The 26,368-nt window shown below is 61.3% G+C and carries 29 protein-coding genes; 15 read left to right on the forward strand and 14 right to left on the reverse strand.

What is annotated here, in order from left to right; genetic code table 11:
* Positions 1–41 precede the first annotated feature (41 nt).
* The 4 genes from CNX70_RS28245 (at position 42) to CNX70_RS16080 (ending at position 2,778) form a co-directional block, all read left to right on the forward strand.
* On the forward strand, positions 42–212 hold the full coding sequence (locus CNX70_RS28245) for a hypothetical protein (RefSeq protein ID WP_157751060.1): 171 nt from the start codon (positions 42–44) through the stop codon (positions 210–212).
* Between the two features lie 146 nt (positions 213–358).
* Positions 359–1,600 carry a hypothetical protein gene (locus CNX70_RS16075; protein WP_096235519.1) on the forward strand — a complete coding sequence of 414 codons (1,242 nt, stop codon included), beginning with the start codon at positions 359–361 and terminating at the stop codon, positions 1,598–1,600.
* A gap of 395 nt (positions 1,601–1,995) precedes the next feature.
* The gene (locus tag CNX70_RS28565; protein ID WP_167389671.1) at positions 1,996–2,223 is read left to right on the forward strand and encodes a hypothetical protein; all 228 of its coding nucleotides are present in this window, start codon (positions 1,996–1,998) and stop codon (positions 2,221–2,223) included.
* A gap of 3 nt (positions 2,224–2,226) precedes the next feature.
* Positions 2,227–2,778, forward strand: coding sequence for a hypothetical protein (locus tag CNX70_RS16080; RefSeq protein WP_096235520.1), 552 nt, complete (start codon positions 2,227–2,229; stop codon positions 2,776–2,778).
* A 160-nt stretch (positions 2,779–2,938) separates the two neighbouring features.
* Here CNX70_RS16080 and CNX70_RS16085 read toward each other — a convergent pair whose 3' ends face one another.
* A complete protein-coding gene (locus tag CNX70_RS16085; protein ID WP_096235521.1) occupies positions 2,939–3,469 on the reverse strand; it encodes an SRPBCC family protein in 531 nt (176 codons plus the stop codon).
* Between the two features lie 189 nt (positions 3,470–3,658).
* The gene (gene fusA / locus CNX70_RS16090) at positions 3,659–5,767 is read right to left on the reverse strand and encodes an elongation factor G (protein ID WP_096238495.1); all 2,109 of its coding nucleotides are present in this window, start codon (positions 5,765–5,767) and stop codon (positions 3,659–3,661) included.
* Positions 5,768–6,054: 287 nt separating this feature from the next.
* On the opposite strand from fusA, the gene CNX70_RS16095 reads away from it, so the two are divergent.
* The gene (locus tag CNX70_RS16095) at positions 6,055–7,173 is read left to right on the forward strand and encodes a phospholipase A (protein ID WP_244198822.1); all 1,119 of its coding nucleotides are present in this window, start codon (positions 6,055–6,057) and stop codon (positions 7,171–7,173) included.
* A 65-nt stretch (positions 7,174–7,238) separates the two neighbouring features.
* On the opposite strand, the gene CNX70_RS16100 is transcribed toward CNX70_RS16095, so the two are convergent.
* The 7 genes from CNX70_RS16100 to CNX70_RS16130 form a co-directional block, all read right to left on the reverse strand.
* Positions 7,239–7,436 carry a hypothetical protein gene (locus CNX70_RS16100; RefSeq protein WP_096235523.1) on the reverse strand — a complete coding sequence of 66 codons (198 nt, stop codon included), beginning with the start codon at positions 7,434–7,436 and terminating at the stop codon, positions 7,239–7,241.
* A gap of 163 nt (positions 7,437–7,599) precedes the next feature.
* A complete protein-coding gene (locus CNX70_RS16105) occupies positions 7,600–7,848 on the reverse strand; it encodes a hypothetical protein (RefSeq protein ID WP_096235524.1) in 249 nt (82 codons plus the stop codon).
* Positions 7,849–7,948: 100 nt separating this feature from the next.
* On the reverse strand, positions 7,949–8,872 hold the full coding sequence (locus tag CNX70_RS16110) for a class I SAM-dependent methyltransferase (RefSeq protein WP_096235525.1): 924 nt from the start codon (positions 8,870–8,872) through the stop codon (positions 7,949–7,951).
* Positions 8,873–9,139: 267 nt separating this feature from the next.
* Entirely contained in the window at positions 9,140–9,790 is a 651-nt protein-coding gene (locus tag CNX70_RS16115) for an ankyrin repeat domain-containing protein (RefSeq protein WP_096235526.1), read from the reverse strand.
* A gap of 16 nt (positions 9,791–9,806) precedes the next feature.
* Positions 9,807–10,586, reverse strand: coding sequence for a TatD family hydrolase (locus CNX70_RS16120; RefSeq protein ID WP_096235527.1), 780 nt, complete (start codon positions 10,584–10,586; stop codon positions 9,807–9,809).
* A gap of 78 nt (positions 10,587–10,664) precedes the next feature.
* Complete coding sequence (locus CNX70_RS16125) at positions 10,665–11,297, reverse strand: carbonic anhydrase (protein WP_096235528.1); 633 nt, start codon at positions 11,295–11,297, stop codon at positions 10,665–10,667.
* A 57-nt stretch (positions 11,298–11,354) separates the two neighbouring features.
* The gene (locus tag CNX70_RS16130) at positions 11,355–11,741 is read right to left on the reverse strand and encodes a VOC family protein (RefSeq protein WP_096235529.1); all 387 of its coding nucleotides are present in this window, start codon (positions 11,739–11,741) and stop codon (positions 11,355–11,357) included.
* Between the two features lie 154 nt (positions 11,742–11,895).
* Here CNX70_RS16130 and CNX70_RS16135 point away from each other — a divergent pair, with 154 nt between their 5' ends.
* A complete protein-coding gene (locus CNX70_RS16135) occupies positions 11,896–12,255 on the forward strand; it encodes a hypothetical protein (protein WP_096235530.1) in 360 nt (119 codons plus the stop codon).
* Positions 12,256–12,325: 70 nt separating this feature from the next.
* Here the strand turns inward: CNX70_RS16135 and CNX70_RS16140 are convergent, their stop codons facing one another.
* The 3 genes from CNX70_RS16140 to mltG all read right to left on the reverse strand — a co-directional run bounded on the left by CNX70_RS16140 (position 12,326) and on the right by mltG (position 15,060).
* A complete protein-coding gene (locus CNX70_RS16140; RefSeq protein ID WP_096235531.1) occupies positions 12,326–13,354 on the reverse strand; it encodes a DNA polymerase III subunit delta' in 1,029 nt (342 codons plus the stop codon).
* A gap of 12 nt (positions 13,355–13,366) precedes the next feature.
* Complete coding sequence (gene tmk / locus CNX70_RS16145; RefSeq protein WP_096235532.1) at positions 13,367–14,008, reverse strand: dTMP kinase; 642 nt, start codon at positions 14,006–14,008, stop codon at positions 13,367–13,369.
* 65 nt (positions 14,009–14,073) lie between these two features.
* Positions 14,074–15,060 carry an endolytic transglycosylase MltG gene (gene mltG, locus CNX70_RS16150; protein WP_096235533.1) on the reverse strand — a complete coding sequence of 329 codons (987 nt, stop codon included), beginning with the start codon at positions 15,058–15,060 and terminating at the stop codon, positions 14,074–14,076.
* Positions 15,061–15,236: 176 nt separating this feature from the next.
* Between mltG and ygfZ the strand changes: the two genes are divergently transcribed.
* The 9 genes from ygfZ to CNX70_RS16195 all read left to right on the forward strand — a co-directional run bounded on the left by ygfZ (position 15,237) and on the right by CNX70_RS16195 (position 24,741).
* Entirely contained in the window at positions 15,237–16,343 is a 1,107-nt protein-coding gene (gene ygfZ, locus CNX70_RS16155; RefSeq protein ID WP_096235534.1) for a CAF17-like 4Fe-4S cluster assembly/insertion protein YgfZ, read from the forward strand.
* A gap of 7 nt (positions 16,344–16,350) precedes the next feature.
* Complete coding sequence (locus tag CNX70_RS16160) at positions 16,351–16,641, forward strand: DUF4936 family protein (protein ID WP_096235535.1); 291 nt, start codon at positions 16,351–16,353, stop codon at positions 16,639–16,641.
* The gene (locus CNX70_RS16165) at positions 16,632–17,369 is read left to right on the forward strand and encodes an NRDE family protein (RefSeq protein ID WP_096235536.1); all 738 of its coding nucleotides are present in this window, start codon (positions 16,632–16,634) and stop codon (positions 17,367–17,369) included. The genes CNX70_RS16160 and CNX70_RS16165 overlap by 10 nt, the downstream gene beginning before the upstream one ends.
* 296 nt (positions 17,370–17,665) lie before the next feature.
* Positions 17,666–18,673 (forward strand): LacI family DNA-binding transcriptional regulator, encoded by a 1,008-nt coding sequence (locus CNX70_RS16170; RefSeq protein WP_096235537.1) that lies wholly within the window; start codon positions 17,666–17,668, stop codon positions 18,671–18,673.
* Positions 18,674–18,703: 30 nt separating this feature from the next.
* On the forward strand, positions 18,704–20,188 hold the full coding sequence (xylB, locus tag CNX70_RS16175; RefSeq protein WP_208624571.1) for a xylulokinase: 1,485 nt from the start codon (positions 18,704–18,706) through the stop codon (positions 20,186–20,188).
* Between the two features lie 2 nt (positions 20,189–20,190).
* Entirely contained in the window at positions 20,191–21,141 is a 951-nt protein-coding gene (gene tal, locus CNX70_RS16180) for a transaldolase (protein ID WP_096235539.1), read from the forward strand.
* 53 nt (positions 21,142–21,194) lie between these two features.
* Positions 21,195–22,130 carry an ABC transporter substrate-binding protein gene (locus tag CNX70_RS16185; RefSeq protein ID WP_096235540.1) on the forward strand — a complete coding sequence of 312 codons (936 nt, stop codon included), beginning with the start codon at positions 21,195–21,197 and terminating at the stop codon, positions 22,128–22,130.
* Between the two features lie 77 nt (positions 22,131–22,207).
* On the forward strand, positions 22,208–23,707 hold the full coding sequence (locus tag CNX70_RS16190; protein WP_096235541.1) for a sugar ABC transporter ATP-binding protein: 1,500 nt from the start codon (positions 22,208–22,210) through the stop codon (positions 23,705–23,707).
* Positions 23,708–23,733: 26 nt separating this feature from the next.
* Entirely contained in the window at positions 23,734–24,741 is a 1,008-nt protein-coding gene (locus CNX70_RS16195) for an ABC transporter permease subunit (RefSeq protein WP_096235542.1), read from the forward strand.
* A gap of 70 nt (positions 24,742–24,811) precedes the next feature.
* Here CNX70_RS16195 and CNX70_RS16200 read toward each other — a convergent pair whose 3' ends face one another.
* Together CNX70_RS16200 and CNX70_RS16205 are read right to left on the reverse strand one after the other, a co-directional pair.
* The gene (locus CNX70_RS16200) at positions 24,812–25,237 is read right to left on the reverse strand and encodes a GNAT family N-acetyltransferase (RefSeq protein ID WP_096235543.1); all 426 of its coding nucleotides are present in this window, start codon (positions 25,235–25,237) and stop codon (positions 24,812–24,814) included.
* A 60-nt stretch (positions 25,238–25,297) separates the two neighbouring features.
* On the reverse strand, positions 25,298–26,293 hold the full coding sequence (locus tag CNX70_RS16205; protein ID WP_096235544.1) for an NADP-dependent oxidoreductase: 996 nt from the start codon (positions 26,291–26,293) through the stop codon (positions 25,298–25,300).
* Between the last annotated feature and the right edge of the window lie 75 nt (positions 26,294–26,368).

Below are 26,368 nucleotides of genomic sequence, written 5' to 3' on the forward strand. Positions count from 1 at the left end.
TTGAAATAGTGGCGATTCAGATCGCATCATTGAGGGTACATATGAAAAAAATATTTCCACAGTTCGTCAGTGTTGGTTTGGGCGTTGCTACTGGAACCTTGCTTTACACTCGCTTCCTTGGGGAAGCTCATGAGTTCGATTGGGGGCGTGCTGCCTTTGTCGGTATATTTTGCGCAACAATAGCTTTTATCTGGCCATCAAAAAAGAATTAAGTTCAAACCTCACTTCGCTCGATAGCGAATCAATACGCGTCAGGGCGGAACCAGCCAGGGACGGCAACCGCCCGGAAGCCGACGTTCCTGGCGACAGTTTAAACCGTCGACTCATTCACTGACCGCCCTGATCGGCCCACACTACTATGTTCTTCCGTCTCGCCTTCCTTGCCGCCACCCTGACGCTCGGCTTCGCCGATTCGGCCGTCGCCGATACCGCCGTCCTTGAAAAACTCACCGCTGGCCGGCTCGCTATCACCGTTGACAAAGGCACGTTATCGGGACCCGGTGCGGCACTGCTGCTGCAAGCTTCGCGCCAGGCGCAGTACGTCCTCCTCGGCGAGGATCACGGTGTTGCCGAGATTGCCCAGTTTTCATCCGCCTACTTCAATGCCTTGCCCCCTGCCGGCTTCACGACGTTGGTCACTGAAAATGGCCCAGCCGTGACGAGCGCGCTCGAAGCGATGCTCAAGGGCGCCGACGCGATTGCGGCCATCGCCAGATTCGACGCCACCTATCCGGACTCCATTGCTTTCTACACCATGCGCCAGGAAGCAGAGATGCTCGCCGGCTTTGCCCGGGCCGCAGGACCGCGCTTCGAGCACTGGGGCATCGATCAGGAATTCATCGGGGCGGCCAAATACCTGATCACCCTGATGCTGGCCCAGCCGGTGAATCCGGCCGCCCGCGCGAAGCTGGAAGCGTTGCGTCAAATGGAAGCTGTCGCGTCTCAAAAGGCGGCAGCCACCGGCAATCCCCTCGAGTACTTTATACTGTCTGCCTCAACCGAGGAACTGACCTCGTTGCGCCCGCTACTTGCCGGCCCCAAAGAGCAAACCGCGCTAGGCCTGCTCGATGCATTGCTGGCCACCCGCGCCATCTATCAGAAAAGCGCCTCGAAAGTGCCCGGCGATCGCGCCCTATCGAACCGCTTGCGTTTGACGCTGTTAAAGCGAACCCTGGAAACCCGGCTCGGCATGCAAGAGCAAAAGCTGGTGGTCAAGGTCGGCGCCAATCACGCATACAAGGGTATTAATCCACTCAACAATCGTGACATTGGCAACTTTCTGGCTGAACGCGCCGAAGGCCAGGGCCATACCTCGCTGCACCTGATCGTGCTGGCGGCGAAGGGGACGCAACTGAGATTCGCGGGAGCGGGCAAGCCATATCAGCCGGCACAAATCGAACTTGACAGCCCGGCCTTCAAACTGCTGGCCAGTGCAGGCGCCACCGACGCCAGTTGGTCTCTGTTTGATCTGCGGTCACTGCGGCCAGACTCGCGCAAACTGGCGGGGGGCGACATTGAAATGTTCAACCTGATCAACGGCTACGACTTCGCCCTGCTTATCCCCGAAGGCAGCGCTTCTGCGCAGCTCGCGACACCGTAGAAGGCGTGAAGGGTATTTCAATAGTTGCCATTTTACAATTAAACCGATTCCCCGCTGCGAAACGGCCACGCGTGCATGGAAATGCGGCCATTTCGCTCCAGGGCGGCGCCAGCCTGGAGTGAGAATTAGTGCGTTTTACAGTTAGGCGAACCGCCGTCCTGCACGCCATCGGCCGGGTTCGGCCAGAAGCAGTCGTTCGTGCAAACTCCAATAAGGAACGCGAATGCTCTGGTTCAGGTTGCCGGAGGGTTTCAATGGTTCGACCTTCTCGGCGCCGTCTGGCGGCATGGGCAACCTTCATGTGACTCTCTCGACCGTCCCTGGGAATGGGCGTATAATCTGAGATTGTTTCTTTGATGTAAAATTATGGTTAATTTGAGAACGAGGAGAACGGCATGGCGAAAGTAGCTTTCTCTCGTAGTGACGTTATGGCTATCAATGGCCGAATGTCTAGCAAGTCGGCCGTCCAGAAACAGGCTAACTATGGCCTAGCTTCTACTACTTTGTCTCGGGCGCCGTCCTCGCCAGTTGCGGCGAAAGTTATGCGGGAAATAGGAGTTTCAAGCAAAAAAATATCAGAAGCCTATCGCTTTGCAAAAACAACCGCTAATAAACCAAAGTGACCTGTGGCGTACAACACTATCTACGGAAAACTGACTGCTGATCCCAATGACTTGGTAGGGGCATTAGCTTACATTATCTACAAGCAACAAAAGGTCGAGTTCTGCAGGACAACTTCTGGCGGTAACCCGAGTCGAGAGGAAATTGAACGTTTTCACGCTATCGCTTCCCTTGACGCATCAATAGCAGCCTATCGTTCACAAGCTGAGGCGATGGCCCAGGCTTTTCTAAATGAGGGTCTTGACGACTTGGTTCAACGGACTGAGGCAGAAACTCGACAGGACGTTCTGTACACATATATTGGAACCATAAATACCAGCTTGCAGACACAGCTAACTACCGTCAATGGGGCTTTAGCAGCTAAACGTACTTGGGTGGGTTGGTTGCGCGACGTTGGGGGCAACCTTATCGTTAACGTTGTGACAATTCTAGTCATCGGCGCTTTAGTACTCGGCTATAAATTTATCGGTGAGCTTCAACAAAGCACTGAAACGAAGGCAGGACTTGGTTCGGCAAGTGCTCCAGTTAGCCCGGCGACGGATGCCACAAAGAACTGACATAATCCACTGTAGTTCAATATCTGCTTGCGGGCGCCAGCAGACGTCCCTCAACCGCGAACTGGCAACGACATCAAGAACACGCCCGCGCCTCAAACCAAGGCTCCCGGCTCTGGCCCGCCTTTCTTAAATAGCCAGCTCCACCAACTCCTCCGAAAACCTACTGAACACGCGCCAGATACTGGGCCAGCTGGCCAAACGTCGCCTTGAAGCCCTGCTTCATCGACTCAAACCCCTGCTTGAACGTCTCATGCTGCTCATCCGTCGCCTTGTGCGGCGTCGACCTTAACGTCATCGTCGTCTTGCCGTTTTCCTCGGTGAGTGTCATGGTATTGAACGATTCCAGCGGCCAGGTGGCGCTGACGGGGTGCTGCACGGGGTTACCCTGCTTGTCGGCGAACGACAGGATGGAAACGATCCTTTCCGGCGCTTCGATCTGCTGGTAGGTGAACTTGCCCCACATCTCGTAGCCATTCTCGGCGCGCATGCCGTAGTGGAAAACGCCGCCCGGCTGCAATTCCAGCGCCAGCACGCTCAATTCAAAGCCGACGGGGCCCCACCATTGGGCCAGGCGCTCCGGCTCCACCCACGACTGGAATACCAATTCGCGCGGCGCGTCGAAGGTTTGCGTGATGACAAAGTCGCTGCTGTCGCGGTGTAGTCCTTCCTGCTTCTGTTCTGCGGTGGCCATGCTCTCTCCTGTGTTGGTGGACTGGCAGTGAATGTAACAGTGGCACCGAAAATGGGAAAGCCCTGTACGCCAGCCCATTGAGCGTAGGTCGGGTTAGCGCGCAGCGCGTAAGCCGACAACATTGTTGGCACGGCCGTTGGTGGTGTCGGATTACGCGCTTGCGCGCCTCGGCGGCCCCGCTAATCCGACCTACCTCGCTTTGCCAGCCGCGGCCACCTGGTCGAGGATATGCTTGGGCACGGCCGCATAATGCTTGAATTCCATCGTGTAGGTGGCGCGGCCCTGGGTCAGCGAACGCAGCGTTGTCGAGTAACCGAACATTTCGGCCAACGGCACCAGGGCCTTGACGATACGCCCCGCGCCGCCGGGGATGTCGTCGACGCCCTGCACCATGCCGCGCCGGGCCGTCAAATCGCCCATGACGTTGCCCATGAACTCTTCCGGCGTTTCCGCCTCCACCTGCATCATCGGCTCCAGCAACACAGGGTGGGCTTTGCGCATGCCGTCCTTGAAGGCGATGGAGCCGGCCATGCGAAACGCGTTTTCATTCGAATCGACGTCGTGGTAGGAACCGAACGTCAACGTGGCCTTGACGTCCACCACGGGATAGCCGGCCAGCACGCCGGCCTTTAACGTTTCAGCGATGCCCTTGTCGACGGCGGGAATGAATTCGCGCGGCACCACGCCGCCCTTGATGGCGTCGACGAACTGGTAGCCTGTACCCGGCGGCAAGGGTTCGAGTTTCAGCACCACGTGGCCGTACTGGCCCCGTCCGCCTGACTGCTTGACGAACTTGCCCTCGATATCGTCCACCGTGCGCGTGATGGTTTCGCGGTAAGCCACCTGCGGCTTGCCGACATTGGCTTCCACGCCGAATTCACGCCGCATGCGGTCGACCAGAATTTCCAGGTGCAATTCGCCCATGCCCGACATGATGGTCTGGCCCGATTCCTCGTCCGTGTGCACCTTGAAAGACGGATCTTCCTGCGCCAGGCGGTTCAGGGCGATGCCCATCTTTTCCTGGTCAGGCTTGGTCTTTGGTTCGACCGCCTGGGAAATCACGGGTTCCGGGAAAATCATCTTTTCCAGCACGATGATGTGGTCGATGGCGCACAGAGTGTCGCCCGTGGTCACCGCTTTCAGGCCCACGGCGGCGGCGATGTCGCCCGCATACACTTCCTTGATTTCCTTGCGCTCGTTCGCATGCATCTGCAGGATGCGCCCCAGCCGTTCGCGCGCGCTCTTGGTGGGGTTGTAGACCATGTCGCCCGAGTTCACCACGCCCGAATACACGCGGAAGAAGGTCAGCTGCCCCACGAACGGGTCCGTCATGATCTTGAAGGCCAGCGCGGCGAAGTGCTCCTCGTCCGTCGGATGGCGCTCCACCTCGTTGTCGTGCTCGTCGTGTCCCATGATGGGTGGCACTTCCATCGGCGACGGCAGGTATTCGATGACGGCGTCCAGCATCGCCTGCACGCCCTTGTTCTTGAAGGCACTGCCGCACAACATGGGCACGATCTCGTTGCGGATGGTGCGCGCGCGCAAGGCTTGCTTGAGTTCCGCTTCCGTGAACGTGTCGCCATTCAGGTAGCGTTCCGTCATGTCGAGGCTGGCTTCGGCCGCGTGCTCGACCATGTGCTCGTGCCATTCCTGCGCCTGTTGCCGCAGTTCGGCGGGAATCTCGCCATAGCTGAACTGCACGCCCTGGCTGGCGTCGTCCCAGGTGATGGCGCGCATTTTCAACAGGTCGATCACGCCCGTGAAATGCTCTTCGGCACCGATGGGCAGCTGGATGGGCACGGCCACGCCTTTCAGGCGCGCGCCGATCTGCTTGCGCACGCGCAAGAAATCCGCGCCCACCCGGTCCATCTTGTTAATGAAGGCGATGCGCGGCACGTGGTATTTATTCGCTTGCCGCCACACAGTTTCCGATTGCGGCTGCACGCCGCCGACGGCATCGTAGACCATCACGGCGCCGTCGAGCACGCGCATCGAGCGCTCCACTTCAATCGTGAAATCTACATGACCGGGCGTGTCGATGATGTTGATGCGGTGTTCGGGGAAGTTGCCGGCCATGCCTTTCCAGAACGCCGTGGTGGCGGCCGAGGTGATGGTGATGCCCCGTTCCTGCTCCTGTTCCATCCAGTCCATGGTGGCGGCGCCATTGTGCACTTCGCCAATCTTGTGATTCACCCCGGTGTAGAAAAGGATGCGCTCGGTGGTGGTGGTCTTGCCGGCGTCGATGTGGGCGCTGATGCCGATGTTGCGGTAGCGCTCGATAGGTGTTTTGCGGGTCATCACAATCTCCATGGCTAGCCCCGGCACGACTGGCTTTGCGTCGGTTTTTCAGTGTAGCAGACATCGATTTGGAGGGCGTCCAGTGACCCGTTTTTACCGTTCGCGCAACACTCACACTAAGGCGCACGCGCGTTGCACAGGACAAACAAGAGTTTCGGCTATACTTTCAACTTTATTAATCCAACAAAGATTAATCAAAATCAACACGCACCGTAAATTGTCGTGCAAGGCGAGACCGCCGGCATGCCAGACCAGGTGCGCACCGAATGACATGCCCCACTCAGCCTATGACTACCCGACTAAGAAAAATAATCCTCTCTTCCCTGCTGGCGTCGCCAGCGCTGGCTATGGCCGGCGAACTGGAACAGCAAATGCAGCGTTGCGCCGTGCTCGGTGACGCCAGCGCCCGCCTGGGCTGCTTCGACACCCTGGCCAAGGCGGCGGAAAAAGCCACCATCGCCGCCGGTGGCGATCCCGCCGCTGCTGCAGTGACCCTGGCAGCGGCCGCCGAGGTCGCCCCCCTCACGCCAGTCAGCCCGCCTGGCGTGGCCACGCCGGACGCCGTCAACGCCGCCATTCCCGCTATCGCCCAGGCTGGTGCAGCGCCGCCGGAAGCGCCGATTTCGCGCACGCAGCAATCGTGGGAACTCAACGATGCCTCGAAGCGCGGCCTGTTCAACTTCCGCCCGCACCGCGACACCTATCTGCTGCTGGCCAATTACAGCGACGCCTCGAACGACGAGCCGTTCCAGGATTTCACGCCAGGCGGCGTCAAGAGCCAGCATGTGGAATTGACCTTCCAGCTGAGCTTCAAGATGAAGCTGCTGGAAGACATCGCCGGCACGCCCATCGACATGTGGTTCGGCTACACGCAGCAAAGTTTCTGGCAGGCATATAACCGCAAGGCTTCGAGCCCGTTCCGCGAGACCAACTATCAGCCGGAATTGATGCTGGTCTTGCCGATCAACAAGAATTTCGCGGGCGTAGAATTCAATTACCTGAATTTCGGCCTGGTGCACCAGTCGAATGGCCAGACCTCGACCCTGTCGCGCAGCTGGAACCGCGTGTATGCCGAGCTGGGCGTGGAAAAAGACAACCTGGCCGTCACGACGCGCGTCTGGCACCGCCTCGACAATGGCAAGTCCGACAATGACAATATCGACATCACCGATTACATGGGACATGGCGACTTGCGCGTGAGCTACCGTAACAAGGGGCACGAGTATGCCGTGACGGCACGCCGCAATTTCAGCAAGAAACATGGCTCCATGCAGGCCAGCTGGGCTTTCCCATTGAAAGCCAACCTGAAAGGCTATCTGCAACTGTTCTCCGGCTATGGCCAGAGCTTGATCGACTACAACTATTCGCAGAAATCGATCGGCGCCGGTTTCATGGTCGACCTGTAAGCAGCACAGTGACAGAAATGAAAATGGCGCCAAGGGCGCCATTTTTTATTGTTGGGAAGTAAATTTCAACGCCGGCCGCCGCCCAGCACGCGGGCCGGCAGCATGACGATGGCACGCAGCAGTTCGAACACGCCTTCCACGCCGATGCCGATCAGGCGCAATGGCAGCAACAGCAGCCAGGCCAGCGGATACAGCACGAGCGCCAGCAAGGCCAGGGGCCAGCACACCAGCAAGAGCAGCAACCACAGCACAAATCCCAGCATCGCGTTCCCCTCGAATAAAATGTGCGGAGCAAGCCGTGCTTGCCCCGCTACCGTGACAGCACTATAGTAAAGCGCCGCCACGGCGGCAACGGCCATGCGATGAACTGCACCATGCGGGGATGGACTGGATAAAAACGGGGATGAGCGGTAGTTGGCGCGCAGCTTACTGGCCGACGCAAATCACTTTCGTGATGTATTCATGCGCATTCGGCTTCTTGCTGCCGGCCCATTTGATGGCCTGGTTGGCCTCTTCGATGGTCAGGATGCTGGCCTTTTCCTTCGACTTGATGAAGGACACGCCTTCAAACACGCCTTCCTTGCTGCGCATTACCTTGGCAAACACGGGCGGCTTGGTCTCGCCATCGCTGATTTTGTTCTGTTGCACGAGGTAACGCTGATCGATCTGTTCCATGATAATAAAGCTGTCCAGTGGGTAAAAGACGAAATATACCCTGAATGGACAAACGCCGCAGGACGAAATGCCCGCAGCGTTGCCTTTACATGAATGATACTTACGCGTAGACGGCGTTTTGTACTACCGGTTGCAAGTTGACATCGTAAATTACCTGGGCGCGGATCGACGCTTCCAGCGAGGGGATCGAGCCGCCCGCACGGTACTGGAAACTCACTTGCAGCACGTCACCCGCCTTCACGGCCACCGGCGCGGCCAGCGGCAGACACATGTAGTGGTTCAGCCAGTCGATGGTGGTCGAACGTTCGGGCACGACGGCCAGGATGTTCTTGGTAACGAAACGCAAGGCGTTCAGGGTGCCGCTGCGCTCGATGACAAACTTGCCGTCGAAACCGAATATGCTGTCCGTCGGCTGGCTGAAGTCGATGATGCTGTACACGGCCGGCGGCGCCAGTTCATGCACGCCCGGGTGGATGGCCGCAGTTTCCTGGAATTGCACGATGGGCGCGTAAAAACCCTCGAAGTCGTACTCCTGCTGCATCGGCTGCACGGCCATGATGACGGCTTCGGGCAGGAAGATGGGCAGCGGGCCGCCGAAACGGGCCAGGTAGCGGCGCTTGAACGATTCGATCACTTCCACCTGCTTTTCGCGCAGCATGCCCACATGGATCATTTCGCAAATGACCACATCGACGGGCTCGGGCGGCAGGAATTCAAAGGCATCCGCGTGCACGACTTCGACTTTTTCCCCGTTGGGATTGAGCGCCAGCATCTTGCGCGCTTCCTTGACCATGTCCGGATTGAATTCCACGCACCAGACCTTGTCGGCGCGCGCGGCCGCAAACCACGACAGCACGCCCGTGCCGCCGCCCAGCTCCACCACCTTCATGCCGGGTTTTACCGCGTAATCGATCGCCGACTTGAAGCCGTGCATGCGGTTCTGGTCCATCAACATATTGTGATGGTAATGGACGGGTATAAATTGCCCCAGGTAACAACTCTCGATTTCTCGTTCATTCAGCATGTCTGTCCTCTTGGAGTCTGGCTCCGATGGCCGATCGGTTTTGTCATTCCAGAAAGCAGTGATATCGCACGGGCTGCGCGCGGGGCGGCGACAAACCAGCCGGCGCCTGACGTTGATGTGATGGCCCATGCGACGATCTCCTGATTAATGCGACACGCTCATTATCGTTAATCGGCAGGGAGAACAAAGGGCTGAGGTGAGAGGCAATTCCATGCCAGTTTCAGCGCTGGCATGGAAAATATTGCTGGAAAGATTACTTACATGTACTTATTTACGTTCAGCGCGCGCCTTCTGTGCCGCTTCGATGATGGCCACCACGCCGGGCTTGTCGCCCGCCTGCGCGAACTGCACGGCCGTCCAGCCGTGATCGCTTTTCAGGCTGGCGTCCGCGCCCCAGGACAGCAGCAGCTTGACGGCGCCCTCCTGCCCTTCGCGGGCGGCGAACATCAGCGGCGTGACGTTGGCAGGTGCGCGCGCATCGACCACGGCGTCGCGCTCCAGAAAAATCTTCATGATGGGCAAGTCGCCAGCCGAGGCCGCATAGTGCAGCGCCGTCCAGCCGCTCTGGTTGACCTTCGCGCCCTTGGCCAGCAAGGCGTTGACCGCGTCCTGCTTGTGTTTATATGCGGCCATCATCAGCGCCGTGTTGCCATTCGCCGAGCGCGCTTCGAGGTCGATGCCCGGCGTGTCGAGCAGCAGCTTGAACACTTTATCCGCATCGTCGCGCAGGGCCAGCACGAGGGGAATGTCGCCCCGCTGCGTATCAGCCTGGTTCGGATTCATGCCGTCCGCCAGCATGCTGCGCACGCCGCTGGCGTTGTTGACGGACACGGCGCGGAAGAAGCTGTCCGGATCCGGCGCCGCGTAACTGCTGCCAGCGCAGCACAGCAGCATCGCCAGCGCGAGTTTTTTCATCATAGTTAACCTTAAGAAGTTATGGCAACTGATTGAATAGCTTGAAGAAATTATCCGTCGTCTGCTGCGCCACCTGGGCCAGCGGGATGCCTTTCAAGGCCGACAGGTATTCGGCCACGTGGGCAACATAGCCCGGTTCGTTCATGCGGCCGCGGAACGGCACGGGCGCCAGATACGGCGAATCCGTCTCGATCAGGATGCGCTCGAGCGGTACGGCCAAAGCCACAGCTTGCAAATCCTTGGCGCTTTTGAACGTGACGATGCCGGAAAAGGAAATATAGAAACCCATCTCGATGGCGGCGCGCGCCACTTCCAGGGATTCGGTAAAGCAATGCATGACGCCGGCCACGCCGCCGTCGGATACGCCCGCACCCTCTTCGCGCATGATGCGGATGGTGTCTTCGCTGGCCGCTCTGGTGTGAATAATCAAGGGCTTGCGCGTGATTCTTGAAGCCTTGATGTGCGTGCGAAAACGCTCGCGCTGCCATTCAAGGTCGCCCGTCAGGCGGAAATAGTCGAGACCCGTCTCGCCGATGGCGATGATCTTCGGATGGTCGGCCAGGCGCACCAGGTCTTCCACGGACGGTTCAGGCGTGTCCTCGTAATCGGGATGCACGCCGACGGAAGCGAAAATGTGCGGATACTGCTCGGCCAGGGCCAGCACCTGCGGGAAGTCCGGCAAGTCGACGGACACGCACAGCGCGTGCGTCACCTTGTTCTCGGCCATCTTGGCGAGGATCTCGGGCATGCGAGCAGCCAGCTCGGGGAAATTGATATGGCAATGGGAATCGATATACATAAGGCGGGATTGTACCGGAGGGAGCAAAAACTGGCAGGGGAACAGCGCCGCCGTCCCCTGCCGCGGCAGTGCGGAGGCTTAGAGTTGCGAGGCCGGGTGTTCCGCCAGCGGAACGAAGTTGCCGGTCGACTCATCGAGCGCATCGAGGGAACCGTTCTCGATGTCATACACCCAGCCGTGCAGGGTCAGCCGGTTTTGCGCCATGGCCAGCGCCACCGAGGGATGGGTACGCAGGTTATTCAGTTGCGCCACCACGTTGGCGCGCACCATGCCGTCGATGCGCGACTGTTCCGTCGGATGCTCGATCGACTCGTTGATCATGCGCGCCGCGTCTGCATGGTGCAGCCAGCTGCGCACGGCCGGCATGTGGTCGAGGCAGGCGCAGGTGGCGATCGCCTTCATCGCACCGCAATCGGAATGGCCGCAAATGACGATATCGCTCACGTTCAGGGCCGACACGGCAAATTCCACCGTGGCGCTGACGCCGCCCGGTTCCGGGCCGTACGAGGGCACGATGTTGCCCGCATTGCGGATCACGAAGAGTTCGCCTGGCTCGCGCTGCGTCACCAGCTCCGGCACCATGCGGCTGTCCGAGCAGGAAATGAACAGGGCCTTCGGGGTTTGTCCCGTGGCCAGGGTCTTGAATAACTCGCGGCGCGCGGGAAAAACCTCTTTTTGGAAGCGTAGAAATCCAGCAATAATGTCGCGCATAAATAAATAGAATGGTTGGCAGAGCCGATATTATCGCTGATCTGGCGCCTGGCTGGCCTATTGACCCTCGGGCGGCTGCCACAGCTCCACCTTGTTGCCCTCGGGATCGATGACCCAGCCGAACTGGCCATATTCCGAATCGGGCGCCTTCTCCAGCACCGTGCAGCCTTCGTCGCGCAAGGCTTGCAGCAGCGCGTCGAGGTCGTCGACCCGGTAATTGACCATGAAGGCCGCCTTGCCGGGCGCGAACTGCTCGCTGTCCGCTGATGCCACGGACCAGATGGTGGTGCCGCCCGTGGGCTGGCCATCGGCATCCGTCCAGCTGAAGGCGGCCCCGCCCCAGGGCTGCACGTCCAGGCCCAGGTGGCGCTGGTACCAGGCGCGCAGCGCGGCCGGGTCTTGCGCTTGGAAAAAGATGCCGCCGATGCCAGTGACCCGTTTCATGCCCGCCTCCGTTGCTGTCCAGTGCCTTGACTGTAACACCGGGTTTCGGGCGTGGCAAACGGACATGGCGCCCTGGTCAAAAAAGTTATCAAGATGTATAGTGAGCGGCCGGTGCGCAGCCATGGGGTTGCGCGCGGATACGTGGAGAGTGTTCATGCTGAAAGTTGCCGGCCCTTTGATACTGCTGGCCTGCCTGGCCCTGACAGCGCCTGCGCATGCACAAGACAAGCGCGACGCGCCGAAGGCCATCCCCGAGGCAGGCTTGTGCGCACCCGTGTGCGCATCTGCACGCCAGGATTGCCGCGCGCAAGTGCAAGGTTCTACGGAAAACGACACCAGCCCCATCTTGTCGATGAAACCCAGCAGCAATCCCTACGTCGTGGCCGGCAGGAATGTCGACGCGCAAGCGGAGCAGCTGCGCCCGACCGAAGCCCAGGCCTTCCGCGCCCGGCGCGCCGAACGCCAGCAAGCGTGCGAAGTGCGCTACCGCAGTTGCACGCGCGCCTGCGGCTGAGTCACTCCAATCGCCAAGCGCGCCAAGCACGAAATAATCTGGATGAACTTGGCAATGCAACTGCTTGATTCTATTGGCAACTTGATGCGTAGTCGAGCAGCATATCTTCCAGAAACAGCTTGGGCGACAAAGGATGCTCGGCGATCGCCCGGCGATCGTTGGCGGCCTTGATGGCGGCCATCAAACGGCTGACGTTGATGCGTCCGGCCAGCGCTTCCAGCTCGCGCCGGTGGCGCGGGTAGTAGCGGATGGTGCCCGACAATTTGACGGAAAACACGTCGTACAGCCAGCGCTGCAAGGATGCCACCAGCGGCGCCAGCGGGGCCTTCTGCAATTTATCCGCCGCTTTCAACGCCGCTTCCACGCCGGGATTGGCCAGCACTTGCAGCAACTGTTCCGTTTCTTCGCGGCCCCCCGATTCGGACTGGGCCAGCGCGGCCAGCGGCGCGCCGCCCTGCTCGCGCAGCCAGCTGTCCGCATCGTTCAAGCCCTGGCCCTTGAGCCAGGTCAAGGCCTGCTCGTGGCTGGGCATGGGCAGTGCAAACTTGCGGCAGCGCGACAAGATCGTCGGCAGCAAGCGGTCCAGGCTGTTCGATGCCAGCAGGAACACGGTACCCGGCGGCGGTTCTTCCAGGGTTTTCAGCAAGGCGTTCGAGGCGGGCGTGTTGAGCGCCTCGGCCGGGTACAGCACCACCACGCGCAAGCCCTGGCGGTGCGTGGAAATGTTCATGAAGTCGGCCAGGTTGCGGATCTGCTCGATCTTGATGTCTTTCGACGGCGTCTTGGTCTTGGCGCTTTTCTTCGCGCCATCGCCGTCTTCGCCATCGTCGGCCACTTCGTCTTCCAGCGCTTCCGGACGAACCCTGCGGTAATCAGGATGGTTGCCCTGGCTAAACCAGCCGCACGAGGCGCAGGCGCCGCAGGCGTGGCCGTCGGCGCGCACGTCTTCGCACAGCAAGGCTTGCGCGAAATGCTCGATGAAGTCGGCCTTGCCGATGCCTTGCGCGCCATGGAACAAAATGGCGTGCGGCATGCGCGGGCGCAAGGCTTGCAATTGCTGCCAGGCGTCCTGCTGCCAGGAATAGAGAGAACTGATCATTTTTCTATAGAATCATAAGGTTGCAACACTTTGCTCAAGCAAAATATCAAGTAGTTGCGCAAGCTGCACTTGAATATCGGCAATGCTTTGCGTGGCATCGATGATGCGGAAGCGTTCCGGGAACTGGGCCGCGCGGCGCAGGTACTCGTTGCGCGTGGCGGCAAAGAAGTCCGATCGCTCCTGCTCGAACTTGTCGAGCGCGCGCGTGGCGTCCAGGCGGGCTCTGGCCACGGCCAGCGGCACGTCGAACAAAAACGTCAGGTCTGGCTGCAGATGCGGGTGCACCCACGCTTCCAGCGCTTCCATCTTGCGCAAGTCCATGCCCCGCCCGCCGCCCTGGTAGGCGAAGCTGGCATCGGTGAAACGGTCGGAAATGACCCACTCGCCCCGCGCCAAAGCGGGCGCGATGACTTGCGCAATGTGTTCGCGGCGGCTGGCGAACATCAGCAAGGCTTCCGTTTCCAGGTGCATTTTTTCATGCAGCAGCAGTTCGCGCAGCTTCTCGCCCAGGCTGGTGCCGCCCGGTTCGCGCGACGACACGAGGCGCACGCCCCGCTGCTGCAGGTAGTCGGCGACAAAGCCGATATGCGTCGACTTGCCCGCGCCATCGATGCCTTCGAAGGTGATGAAGCGGGGTTGATGGTGTTGTGTCATGAAACTTCTTACTTAATCAGGTGAAATTAGCAGGTGAAATTAGCAGGTGAAATTAGCCGGTGAAATTACCGCTGGTACTGGTTCACGGCGCGGTTATGGTCGGGCAAGTTGGCCGAGAACTGGCTGGTGCCGTCGCCGCGCGCGACGAAATACAGCGCTTGCGTGCGGGCCGGCGCCAGCGCCGCCGTCAGCGATTGCGCGCCAGCGAGGGCGATCGGCGTGGGCGGCAAGCCGCCGCGCGTGTAGGTATTGTACGGGGTGTCCGCCTCCAGGTCGCGTTTGCGGATCTTGCCCTGGTAGTTGTCGCCCATGCCATAGATCACGGTCGGGTCCGTCTGCAGCAGCATGCCGGTCTTGAGGCGGTTGACGAAGACGCCGGCGATCATGGCCCGTTCGGACTTTTGCCCCGTTTCCTTTTCCACGATGGACGCCATGATCAGCGCCTCGTACGGATTCTTATATGGCAGGGCCGGATCGCGCTTGTCCCACGCTTCAGACAGGCGGCCTATCATGGCCGTGTGCGCCTGCTTGAAAATCTGCATTTCGCTGGCGCCCTTGGCGAACAGATACGTATCCGGGAAGAACAGGCCTTCCGGCAGCACAAACTCGGGGCTGATTTTCGCCATCAGCTCCTTGTCGGACAAGCCCACGGTATCGTGCTTGAGGCCCGGATGGCTGGCCATGGCCATGCGCATCTGCTTGAAAGTCCAGCCTTCGATGATGGTCAGCGACTCTTGCGCGAACTCGCCGCGTGCCAGCTGCGTGATCAGGCGCTGCGGCGTCGTGCCCGGTTTCAGCTCGTAGGAACCGGCCTTGATCTTCGACGTCTTGCCTTCGACGCGCGCCAGCAGGTTGAACAGGATGGGCACGATGGGCACGCCCGCGTCCGCGATCTGCTGGCCGGCCGCATGCGCGCCGCTGCCCGGCGTGATCGTAAACGGTATCGCGTCGCCTTCCGTGGTGATGGGTTGCTGCGCCCAGTACACAAAAGTACCACCGACGCCGATGGCGGCGATGACCGAACTGACTACAAGTTTTTTAAAGAAAGCCATTGTTCCGATTCTTGTGATGCGCTCGCTGGCGAGCAGCGCGCGCTTGTTATGATCGTTCATTTGTGAAGCAAGTGCGTGCAAAGCGGCGCCAACACTGGCAATTTTGCCGCTGCCGACGCGATCTGCGCGACATCACTATAATGAACCCGTAATGATAATGCTTAATCGCTGATCTAATGGAAATTATGAATAACTGGAATCAATTTTTAACCGTACAAGGCGCCCGCCCCGCTGCCATCGATGGCGCGCCTGACAGCAGCGCGAACTCTCCTATAGCCGATTTTGGCCAGTCTCTGACAGTGTCCCAACTGCAAGATGGTTTTGTCGCGGCCATCACGGACCAGGGCTTGATCGGTTTGAACGGCGACGAGGCAGCCAGTTTCCTGCACGGCCAGCTGACCAACGACGTGGAACACCTGGACCAGGAGCAAGTGCGCCTGGCCGGCTACTGCACGCCGAAAGGCCGCCTGCTGGCCAGTTTCCTGATGTGGCGCAATGCCACCACCATTTATCTGCAATTGCCGCGCGCCATACAGCCAGCCATCCAGAAGCGCTTGCAGATGTTCGTGCTGCGCGCCAAGGCCAAGCTGCACGATGCCTCCGGTGATGAGGCCAATCAAGTCATCCTGGGCCTCGGCGGCAAGCAAGCCAGCGCCGCTCTGGCCGCCTGGTTCCCCATCCTGCCCGCCACGCCGTTCAGCAAGGTCGAACATGCGCTGGGCACGCTGCTGCGCGTAGCCGATGCCTTTGGCAGCGCCCGCTATGAATGGCTGACCTCAGCCGCCACGGCGCGCGACGTGTGGCCGCCATTGACGCAACAGCTGGCCAAGGGCGGAACGGATGCCTGGCAGTTGTCCGAGATCCATGCGGGCATCCCGCAGATCACGGCCGCCACGCAAGAGCAATTCGTGCCGCAAATGATCAACTTCGAGCTGCTGGGCGGCGTCAATTTCAAGAAAGGCTGCTATCCGGGCCAGGAAATCGTCGCGCGCAGCCAGTATCTGGGCAAGCTCAAGCGCCGCACCACCCTCGTCAGCATCGCTGACGCAGCGGCAGTGGCCGGTGGCGAACTGTTCGCCGTCAGCGACCCCGAGCAACCTTGCGGCATGCTCGTCAACGCCGCGCCGAACGGCAGCGGTGGCATCGACGCCCTCGTCGAAATGAAACTGGGGGCGATAGCCGAAGGTTCAAGCGCCGCCGGCGCCGTGCGCTACGGCTCGGCCCAGGGCGCCGCCGTGCAATTCCTGCCCATGCCTTACGTGCTCGACGCACTCGATTTGTGAGAATGCCATGAAAGATTTGTACATTTACTATCAGGTAAAGGAAGAGCACGCCCAGGCGCTGGAAGCCAGGGTCCGTGCCTTGCAAGCGAAACTGGCGGCCGCCTCTGGCGTGGCGCCGCAGCTGAAGCGCCGCCCGGAAGTCAAGGATGGCTTGCAGACGTGGATGGAAATCTATCCCGTCGTCGGCGAAGGTTTTGCCGAACTGCTGGCCAGCGCGTCCGACGAGGCGGGCTTGCTGTCATTGACGGCCGGCGCGCGGCATACGGAAGTGTTCATGGATTTGCCTCCATGTGCCTGATCGTTTTTGCCTGGAAAGTCAATCCGCACATCCCGCTGATTGCCGCCGCCAACCGCGACGAATTCTATGAACGCGCCAGCGCCCCCGCTGGCGCCTGGCCCGAGCACCCGCAAGTGTACGCGGGCCGCGACCTGCAGGCAGGCGGCAGCTGGATGGGCATCACCCAAGCCGGCAGCGGCAGCTCGCGCTTTGCCGCCATCACGAATATCCGCAGCCCGCAAGACCGCAACCCGGACGCCCCCTCGCGCGGCGCCCTGGTGGCCGACTATCTGGCCGGCAATATGTCGCCGCAAGACTACATCGCGCAAATCCGTCCCGGATGCAAAGCCTACAACGGTTTTAATCTGGTGCTGGGCGACGCCACTACCCTGATCTGGTTTTCCAACCGGGGCGATGGCGACGCGCGCAATGGCCAGCCATTGGAACCGGGCATCTACGGCTTGTCGAACGCGCTGCTGGACGCGCCGTGGCCGAAAGTCTTGAAGACCAAGGCCCAGTTCGCCAGCCTGCTGTGCCAGGGCGCGCCCGACGACGCGTATTTCGACATGCTGGCCGACACCACGCGCGCACCCGACTTCCGCTTGCCGGACACGGGCGTGCCGCTCGACCTCGAGCGCGTGCTGTCCGCCGTCTGCATCGAAACGCCGGGCTACGGCACGCGCACTTCCACCGTCGTCAAATTGTTCGCGGACTCGCCCGGCGAACTGCATGAGCTGGTGATTCAGTAGGTCGGGTTAGCGCGCAAGCGCGTAACCCGACAACACCAGCGCCCTCAACCGGCATCACCGCCCCCTACAACCAACATCACCACCGTCCCCAACGTCGGATTACGCGCGCCTGCGGCGCGCTAATCCGACCTACGCACGCTTCCCCTCTCTTCATCGAAAAGCCACTCGGCAGGCGTCCGCACAAAAAAGAAAGCGCTTGCGCAAGCGCTTTCTTTTGTTTACGATAGATTCAAACGCGGCGACACAGCCGCACACTATCGCAGCACACAATAATAAAAAAACCATCAGGAGACACCATGGCCACCATGGAAGATGTAGCGCGGGCGGCGGACGTATCGCTGTCGACCGTTTCGCACGTACTCAACGGCACCCGCAAGGTCAGCCCGAAAACCGTCGCCGCAGTCAACGCGGCCATGCAGCAGATCGGCTATGTGCCGAACATGCTGGCGCGCGCCCTGGCCGGCTCGTCCTCGGGCACCATCGGCGTGGCCATTTCCGCCTTCACCAATCATTATTTCAGCGAAACCGTGCGCGCCATCGAGGCGGCCTGCACGCGCCACGGCTTGATGATGCTGTTTTCCGATACGCACGACGACCCTGCACAGGAACTCAAGGTGGTGCAAAACTTGCACCAGCGCCGCGTTGACGGCATCGTGCTGGCGCCCTCGGGCGATCCGCACAACCGCGCCCTCGCCTATTTAAACAGCAACAAGATCGCTTCCGTGCTGGTCGACCGCATGTCGCCGCAACCGTTCGACCAGGTGGGCGTGGAAAACACCGAGGCGACGGCCGAACTGGTCAGCCACTTGATCGCTGCTCACGGCCACCGCCGCATCGGCTTTATCGCGGGCGCGCCCGGCCTGTCCACGACGCACGAGCGTATCGACGGCTACCGCCTGGCCTTGCAGCGCGCCGACATCGTCTTTGATCCCGCACTGCTGCGCTCGGGCGACTCGAACCTGGAGCGCAGCGGCGCGGCCACGCGCGAACTGCTGGCCCTGCCACCTGGGCAGCGTCCGACCGCCATCGTGGCCGGCAATAACCTGATGACCATCGGCACCATGCATGCCTTGCGCGACGCGCACATTGCTGTACCGCAAGACGTCGCGCTGGCTGGCTTCGATGATTTCGACTGGGCCGATTACTTCAGCCCCCGCCTGACCGTGATGGCCCAGCCGCTCGAAGAACTGGGCGCCATGGCCGTCGACCTCTTGATCGACCGTATCGCCAATCCGGGCCGCGCCCAGCATGTGCAGCGCTTGTCGCCGACCTTGCGCGTGCGCAACTCCTGCGGCTGCCCCTGACTTTTTACTCTAAACAATATGCATCCAGCGATTTCCCTCGGTATCGACCTCGGTACCTCCGAACTGAAAACCGTGCTGATGGACAGCACCGGCGCCGTGCGCGGCCAGGCTTCCGTACGCCTGGACGTTAGCCGCCCGCAGCCGGGCTGGTCCGAACAGTCGCCGCAGGACTGGTGGGCCGCCTGCGTCACGGCCCTGGCGCAGCTGCGCGCCGCCTGGCCGCAAGACTATGCCAGGATCGCCTGCATCGGCCTGTCGGGCCAGATGCATGGCGCCGTGCTGCTCGATAGTAACGACAACGTGATCCGTCCCGCCATCCTGTGGAACGATGCGCGCGCCGAAGCGGAAGCGGCCGCACTGGCGCGCGACTATCGCGCGTATGCGGACGTGACGGGTAGCCTGCCCATGGCGGGCCTGACGGCGCCGAAACTGCTGTGGCTGCAAGCCCACGAGCCGGATGCCTTTGCCGCCATCGCCTGCCTGCTGTCGCCGAAAGACTATCTGCGACTGCAGTTGACGGGGATTAAACTGACGGACATGTCCGACGCGGCCGGCACCCTGTGGCTGGACGAGGCCAAACGCGCCTGGTTCGCCCCCATGCTGGCCACCTGCGGCTTGACGCTGGAACAAATGCCGGCGCTGGCCGAAGGCGATGCGGCCACGGGTACCGTGCTGGCCGCCATCGCCGACCATCTGGGCTTGCCCGCGAACGTGGTGGTGGCCGGTGGCGGCGGCGATAACCCCGTCTCGGCCGTGGGCATCGGCGCCGTCAATGGCGGCGACAGTTTTATTTCGCTGGGCACCAGCGCCGCCATCGTTTCCGTCACCGAGTCGCCTTTGGGCAACCCGGCCGGCGGCGTGCACAGCTTTTGCCACGCCCTGCCTGGCCGCTGGTATGCGATGGGCGCGATTTTATCCGGCGCCAGCTGTCTGCGCTGGGCCACGGGCGTGCTGGGGCAGCCCGACGAGGCGGCCCTGTTGGCGCTGGTGGAAAGCGCCCTGCCGCTCGACGCGCCCATCGCGCCATCCGCGCCGCTGTTCCTGCCCTACCTGTCGGGCGAGCGCACGCCGCATAACGACCCGCAAGTACGCGGCGCCTTCTTGCAGCTGGGCCACGACAGCACGCCGGCGCAGCTGGGCTACGCCGTACTCGAAGGCGTGGCCTTTGCCTTGCGCGACGCCATGGCGGCAGTCACCTCGACGGGTGCCGTGGTTCCCCACTGCATGCTGGTGGGCGGCGGCGCGCGCAGCCAGTACTGGGCGCAGCTGCTGGCCAATGTGCTGGGGCGCGACATGCGCACCCTGCACAACAGCGAACTGTCGGCCAGTCTGGGCGCGGCCAAGCTGGGCTTTGCCGCCATCGGCGACAGCAGCCTGCTAACGCAGGGTTTGCCCATCAAAAACACTTTCCTGCCCGATGCCGCGCACAGCGCAGCCTTGAGCATCCGTTACGGCCGCTACCGTAGCCTGTTTCCCGCCGTGCAAGCCTTGCACCAACTCAGTGATAAGGAATAGTAATGAATCAGTTGCAACAATTAAAACAGCACAGCACCGTCGTCGCCGACACGGGCGACTTCTTGCAACTGGCGCGTTTCGCGCCGCAAGACGCCACCACCAACCCGTCATTGATCCTGAAAGCCGTGCTGCAGCCCGATTACGCACCCTTGCTGGAAAGCACAGTTGCCGCGCATAAAGCCGCCTCGCTGGACGACATCGTCGACCAGGTGCTCGTGCGCTTCGGCCTGGAGATATTAAAAGTCGTGCCGGGCCGCGTGTCGACGGAAGTCGATGCCCGTTTGAGCTTTGACCGCGCCGCCACCGTGGCGCGTGCGCGCCGGCTGATCGCCTTGTACGAGCAGGCTGGCGTAAACCGCGAGCGCGTGCTGATCAAGATCGCCGCCACCTGGGAAGGCATCCAGGCGGCGCGCGAACTGGAGCAAGACGGCATCTTTTGCAACCTGACCCTGCTGTTCGCATTTTGCCAGGCCGTCGCCTGCGCCGATGCCAAAGTACGGCTGATTTCGCCATTCGTGGGCCGCATCTACGACTGGCATAAAAAATCGCTGGGCGCGGCATGGGACGAAGCGGCGCGCAGCTTGTCCAACGATCCAGGCGTGCAATCGGTCACGCGCATCTTTAATTACTACAAGCAACATGGCATCGCCACGCAAGTGATGGGCGCCAGCTTCCGCAACGTGGGCCAGATCACGGCCTTGTCCGGCTGCGACTTGCTGACCATCAGCCCGGACTTGCTGGCCAAGCTGGAAGCGTCAAGCGAACCGTTCGAGCGCGCGCTGGGCGGCGACCTGGGCGCGGCACAGCCGGCCATCACATATGACGAAGCGGCCTTCCGCTACGCCTTGAACGACGATGCGATGGCCACCGAAAAGCTGGCCGAAGGCATCCGCGGCTTTGCCGTCGATGCGGGCAAGCTGGACGCCATGATCGAGAAGTTGCGTACTAACTAAGTTTTCACCCGTAGCACCGTTTGTTTTTACAATAAAAACCCTTGGAGATCCTCATGAAAAAAGTCATTACCGCCACCCTGCTGCTGTCCGCCGCCTGCGGCGCCTTTGCCGCCGACAAGCCATTGAAATCAATCGGCGTGAGCGTGGGCGACCTGGCCAATCCGTTCTTCGTGGCGATTGGCCGCGGCGCGGAAGAAAGCGCGAAAAAGCTCGGTGGCCCTGGCGTGAAAGTCACCACAGTGTCGAGCAAGTATGACCTGAACACCCAGGTGGACCAGATCGAAAACTTTATCGCCAATAAAACCGACATCATCATCCTGAACGCCGTCGATTCCAAGGGTATCGCACCGGCCATCAAGAAAGCGCGCAACGCGGGCGTGGTCGTGATAGCCGTCGACGTGGGTGCCGTGGGCGCTTCGGCCACGGTGATGTCTGACAACACCATGGCCGGCGACGTGTCGTGCGCTTACCTGGCCAAGCAAATCGGCGGCAAGGGCAATGTAGTGATCCTCAACGGCCCACCGGTCACGTCCGTGATCGACCGCGTCAACGGCTGCAAGAAAACCCTGGCCGCGTTCAAGGATATCAAGATCCTGTCCGACAACCAGAACGCGGGCGGCAGCCGCGACGGCGGCATGACCGTGATGTCGAATTTGCTGACGGCCTATCCGAAGATCGACGCCGTATTCGCCATCAATGACCCGACGGGCATCGGCGCCGAACTGGCGATCAAGCAATCGAAACGCACGGACGTCAAACTGATCACGGCCGTCGATGGCGCGCCGGATGGCCAGAACGCCCTGAAAAACAAGGCCGGCCTGTTTGCCGCCACCTCGGCGCAAAACCCGTACCGCATGGCCACCGACGCCGTACAAATGGGCTACGACATCATGAACGGCCGCACGCCGAAACAGACCATGGTGCTGTTGCCGACGCCGGCCATCACCAAGGAAAACGTCGCCACCTACACGGGCTGGGTAAAGAACTGATCTGCCTGACCTGAACCACGTGGCGCCGCCGGCCAGTTGGCAGGCGGCGCCAGTTTCACCAGCAAGGAAGGACAGTCATGAGCGACGATATTATTTTTGAAATGCGCGGCATCGAGAAGCGCTTTGGCGCCACGCGCGCGCTGCGCGGCGTGCACCTGACGGTGCGCAGCGGCGAAATCCATGCCGTGATGGGCGAGAACGGCGCCGGCAAGAGCACCCTGATGAAAATCCTCTCGGGCGTGTACACGCCCGATGCGGGCGAAATCATCCTCGACGGCAAGCCGATCAGGATCCGCAACCCGGGCGAGGCGCGCGCGCTGGGCATCAACCTGATCTACCAGGAACTCAGCGTGGCCAAGAACATGACGGTGGCGCAGAACGTCTTCATGGGCAGCGAACCGCAAGGACCATTCTGGACCGTCAAGGGCGGCGAAATGCGCGCGCGCACGAATGCCATCCTGGCCGACCTCGGGTCCCGCTTCGACGCGGACACCATGGTGTCCAGCCTGTCGATCGCCGAGCAGCAGCAGGTGGAAATCGCCCGCGCCCTCGTGCACGAAAGCCGCATCCTGATCATGGACGAGCCCACAGCGGCCCTGTCCGACCGGGAAACCGAACAATTGTTCCGCATCATCGAAGAACAACGCGACAAGGGCCTGGCCGTGCTCTACATCAGCCACCGCATGGCCGAGGTGGAGCGCCTGGCGCGCCGCATCACGGTGTTGCGCGACGGCGCCTATGTGGGCGAACTGGGCAAGGATGAGCTGGATCAAAAGAAAGTCGTGCAAATGATGGTGGGCCGCCCTGCCGACGACTTTTATGCGCACCAGCGGCGCACCACGCGGGGCGCCGAGCGCCTGCGCGTGGAAAACGTGGGCGGCGGCAAGGTCAAGCCTGCCTCGTTCGCCCTGCATGCGGGCGAAGTGACGGGACTTGCCGGCCTGGTCGGCGCGGGCCGCACGGAACTGGCGCGGCTGATCTTTGGCGCGGACAAGAAGCAATCGGGGCAAGTGTGGCTCGACGGCCAGGAAGTGCATATCCACCGGCCGCTGGCGGCGATACGCCACGGCATCGGCTATTTGCCGGAAGACCGCAAGAGCCTGGGCCTGTTCATGCAATTATCGGCCATGGAAAACATGTCGATGAACATCCTGTCCAAGCATTCTACGGCGGGCGTGGTCAACCGTGGCGCCCTGACGCAGCTCACGCGCGAGGCGATTGCCAACCTCAACGTGAAAGTATCTGGCCCGGAAGGCATCGTGGGTGGATTGTCTGGCGGCAACCAGCAGAAAGTCTTGCTGGCGCGCTGGCTGGCCATTGCACCGAAAGTGCTGATCCTCGACGAACCGACGCGCGGCGTGGACGTGGGCGCGAAGAGCGAAATCTATAAAATCATCCACCAGCTGGCGGATGCGGGCACGGCCGTGCTGTGCATTTCCAGCGAACTGGCCGAGCTGGTCGGCATCTGCGACCGCGTGATGGTGATGTGCGAAGGACGCCTGACGGGCGAAGTGACGGGCGACGACATCACGCAGGAAAACATCCTCGCTTACGCTACGCAGCTGGAAGCGGCATAAGAATAATCAACAGGAGATAGCAAATCATGACAACTACCACCCGCAGCGCCGCGCGCGCCGGCGAACCCTTCAATGCTTCGAACCTGATGCGCCGCCTGGGCATGCTGCCCGTGCTGGTCGTGCTATACCTGGCCATGTACGGTCTGACCGTGTATTTCTCGGCAGATGGCACGTCCACCTTCATGACCAGCAATAACACCATGAACATCTTCCGCCAGGTCTCGATCAACATCGTGCTGGCTTCCGGCATGACCTTCGTCATTCTGACCAGCGGCATCGATTTATCGGTCGGCTCCGTGCTGGCCGTCTCGGCCGTGGCAGGCATGCTGATGTCCTTGTCGGCCCAGTTCGCCGGCTTTTCGATCCCCACGTTTTTGATCGTCGGCCTGCTGCTGGGTGCGCTCAATGGCGTGCTGGTGGCCCTCGTCGGCCTCAATCCATTCGTCGTCACCCTGGGCACCATGACGGCCCTGCGCGGCGCCGCCTACCTGTTCGCCGACGGCACCAGCGTGCTGAACACGGAAATCCCCAGCTTCGAATGGATGGGCAACGGCAGCTTTTTGGCCATTCCCTGGCTGATCTGGCTGGCGGCGGCCGTCGTCGTGCTGACGTGGTTTATTTTGCGCAAGACGACCTTGGGCCTGCATATCTACGCCGTCGGCGGCAATATCCAGGCGGCACGTTTGACGGGCATCAAGGTCGGCCTCGTGCTGATGTTTGTCTACACCATCAGCGGCCTGTTTGCCGGCCTGGGCGGCGCCATGTCGGCCAGCCGTTTGTATGCGGCCAACGGCAACTGGGGCACGGGCTATGAGCTGGACGCCATCGCGGCCGTCGTGCTGGGTGGCACGAGCCTGATGGGCGGCGTGGGTTCCGTCTGGGGCACCGTCATCGGCGCCCTGATCATCGGCGTGATGAACAATGGCTTGACGATTCTGGGACTGTCGTCGTTCTGGCAGTATGTAGCGAAGGGTGTCGTGATCGTGCTGGCGGTGATCCTGGATAAATGGCGCCAGTCGCACGCGCAGAACTAAGAGTAGCCCGGTAAGTGCCGGGGTCGTACCCTGCAGGGTACGACCCCAGTCCTTGCTCCAGGGTTAACGCTTAAAATTCCAGCCGCATCTCCACATGCGCAATCCCCGCCTCTTCGAATACATCCCCGGCTTGCACAAAACCGTGGCGCGCATAGAATGGCGCGGCCACGGTTTGCGCGTTCAGCACCACGGCGGCATCGCCGCGTGCGCGCGCCTTGTCCATCAGCAAGGTCAAAATGGCACCGCCCACGCCGGTGCCGCGGCCCGGCTGGCGCACGGCCATGCGGCCGATATGGCCATCGGGCAATAGCCGGCCCGTGCCGATGGCCTTGCCGGCTTCGTCATAGGCGACGGCGTGCAGGCAGACGGCGTCCATGTCGTCGAGTTCGATCTCGGCCGGCACTTTCTGTTCATCGACGAACACTTCAAAACGGATGGCGGTAGCGTCGGAGCCCAGGGTGGCCCAGTCGCCGAGGTGGATGGTGTGCTTGGTCATGGTGTAATGTAGAAAGAGACAGGCCGTAATTGTCGCACGCCCTGCCTTTCCACAGAGAGATCAGCTGAGCTTGACCAGCTGCTTGCCGAAGTTACGGCCTTTTAATAGGCCGATGAACGCTTCCGGTGCGCTGGCCAGGCCGTCGGCCACGGATTCGCGAAATTTCAGTTTGCCCGTCGCCACCAGGGTACCCAGCTCCGCCAGGCCTTGCGGCCAGAATTCCGGCTGCTCCGAGACGATGAAGCCGCGCACGGTGAGGCGGTTGGTAAGGATGAAGCGGGCATTGTCGAGCGGCGTCGGTTCGCCGTTGTAGCCGGCAATCCAGCCGCACACGGCCACGCGGCCAAACGCGTTGGTGCGCGCCAGCGCTGCATCGAAGATGGCGCCGCCCACGTTTTCAAAGATGGCGTCGATGCCCTCCGGCGTAGCCGCCGCCAGGTCGGCCTCCAGATTGCCCGCCTTGTAGTCGACGCAGGCATCGAAACCCAGTTCTTCGACGACATAGCGGCATTTTTCCGCGCCGCCGGCGATGCCAACCACGCGACAACCTTTCAGTTTCGCCAGCTGGCCCACGACGCTGCCCACGGCGCCGCTGGCGGCCGACACCACCACGGTTTCGCCCGCTTTCGGCGCCATGATCTGGTTCAAGCCATACCAGGCCGTCATGCCGGGCATGCCGACGGCACCCAGGTAGGCCGAGGCGGGAATATGCGTCGTGTCGACCTTGCGCAGCATGGTGCCGTCCGATACGGCCACTTCCGTCCAGCCCAAGGTCCCCACGACGGTGTCGCCCACGGCGAACTTCGGATGCTTCGATTCGAGCACCACGCCCACCGTGCCGCCGATCATGGTTTCATCGAGCGCTTGCGGCGCCGCATAGCTTTTATTCGCACTCATGCGCCCGCGCATGTAGGGATCGAGCGACAGGTACTGGTTACGCACCAATAACTGGCCATCCGTGATGGCGGGAATGTCTTTCGTTTCCAGGCGGAAGTTATCTGCTTGCACTTCGGCCGTAGGGCGCGAGGCGAGGACGATGCGTTGGTAGGTGGTCATGAATGCTCCTGTTATTAATCAAATGAAACCCAGAGGCAACAACTGGGGTCGAACCCTGAGGGTTCGACCCCAGCC

This window comes from Janthinobacterium svalbardense (assembly GCF_002327145.1).
In the GTDB taxonomy this organism is placed as follows: Bacteria; Pseudomonadota; Gammaproteobacteria; order Burkholderiales; family Burkholderiaceae_D; genus Janthinobacterium; species Janthinobacterium tructae.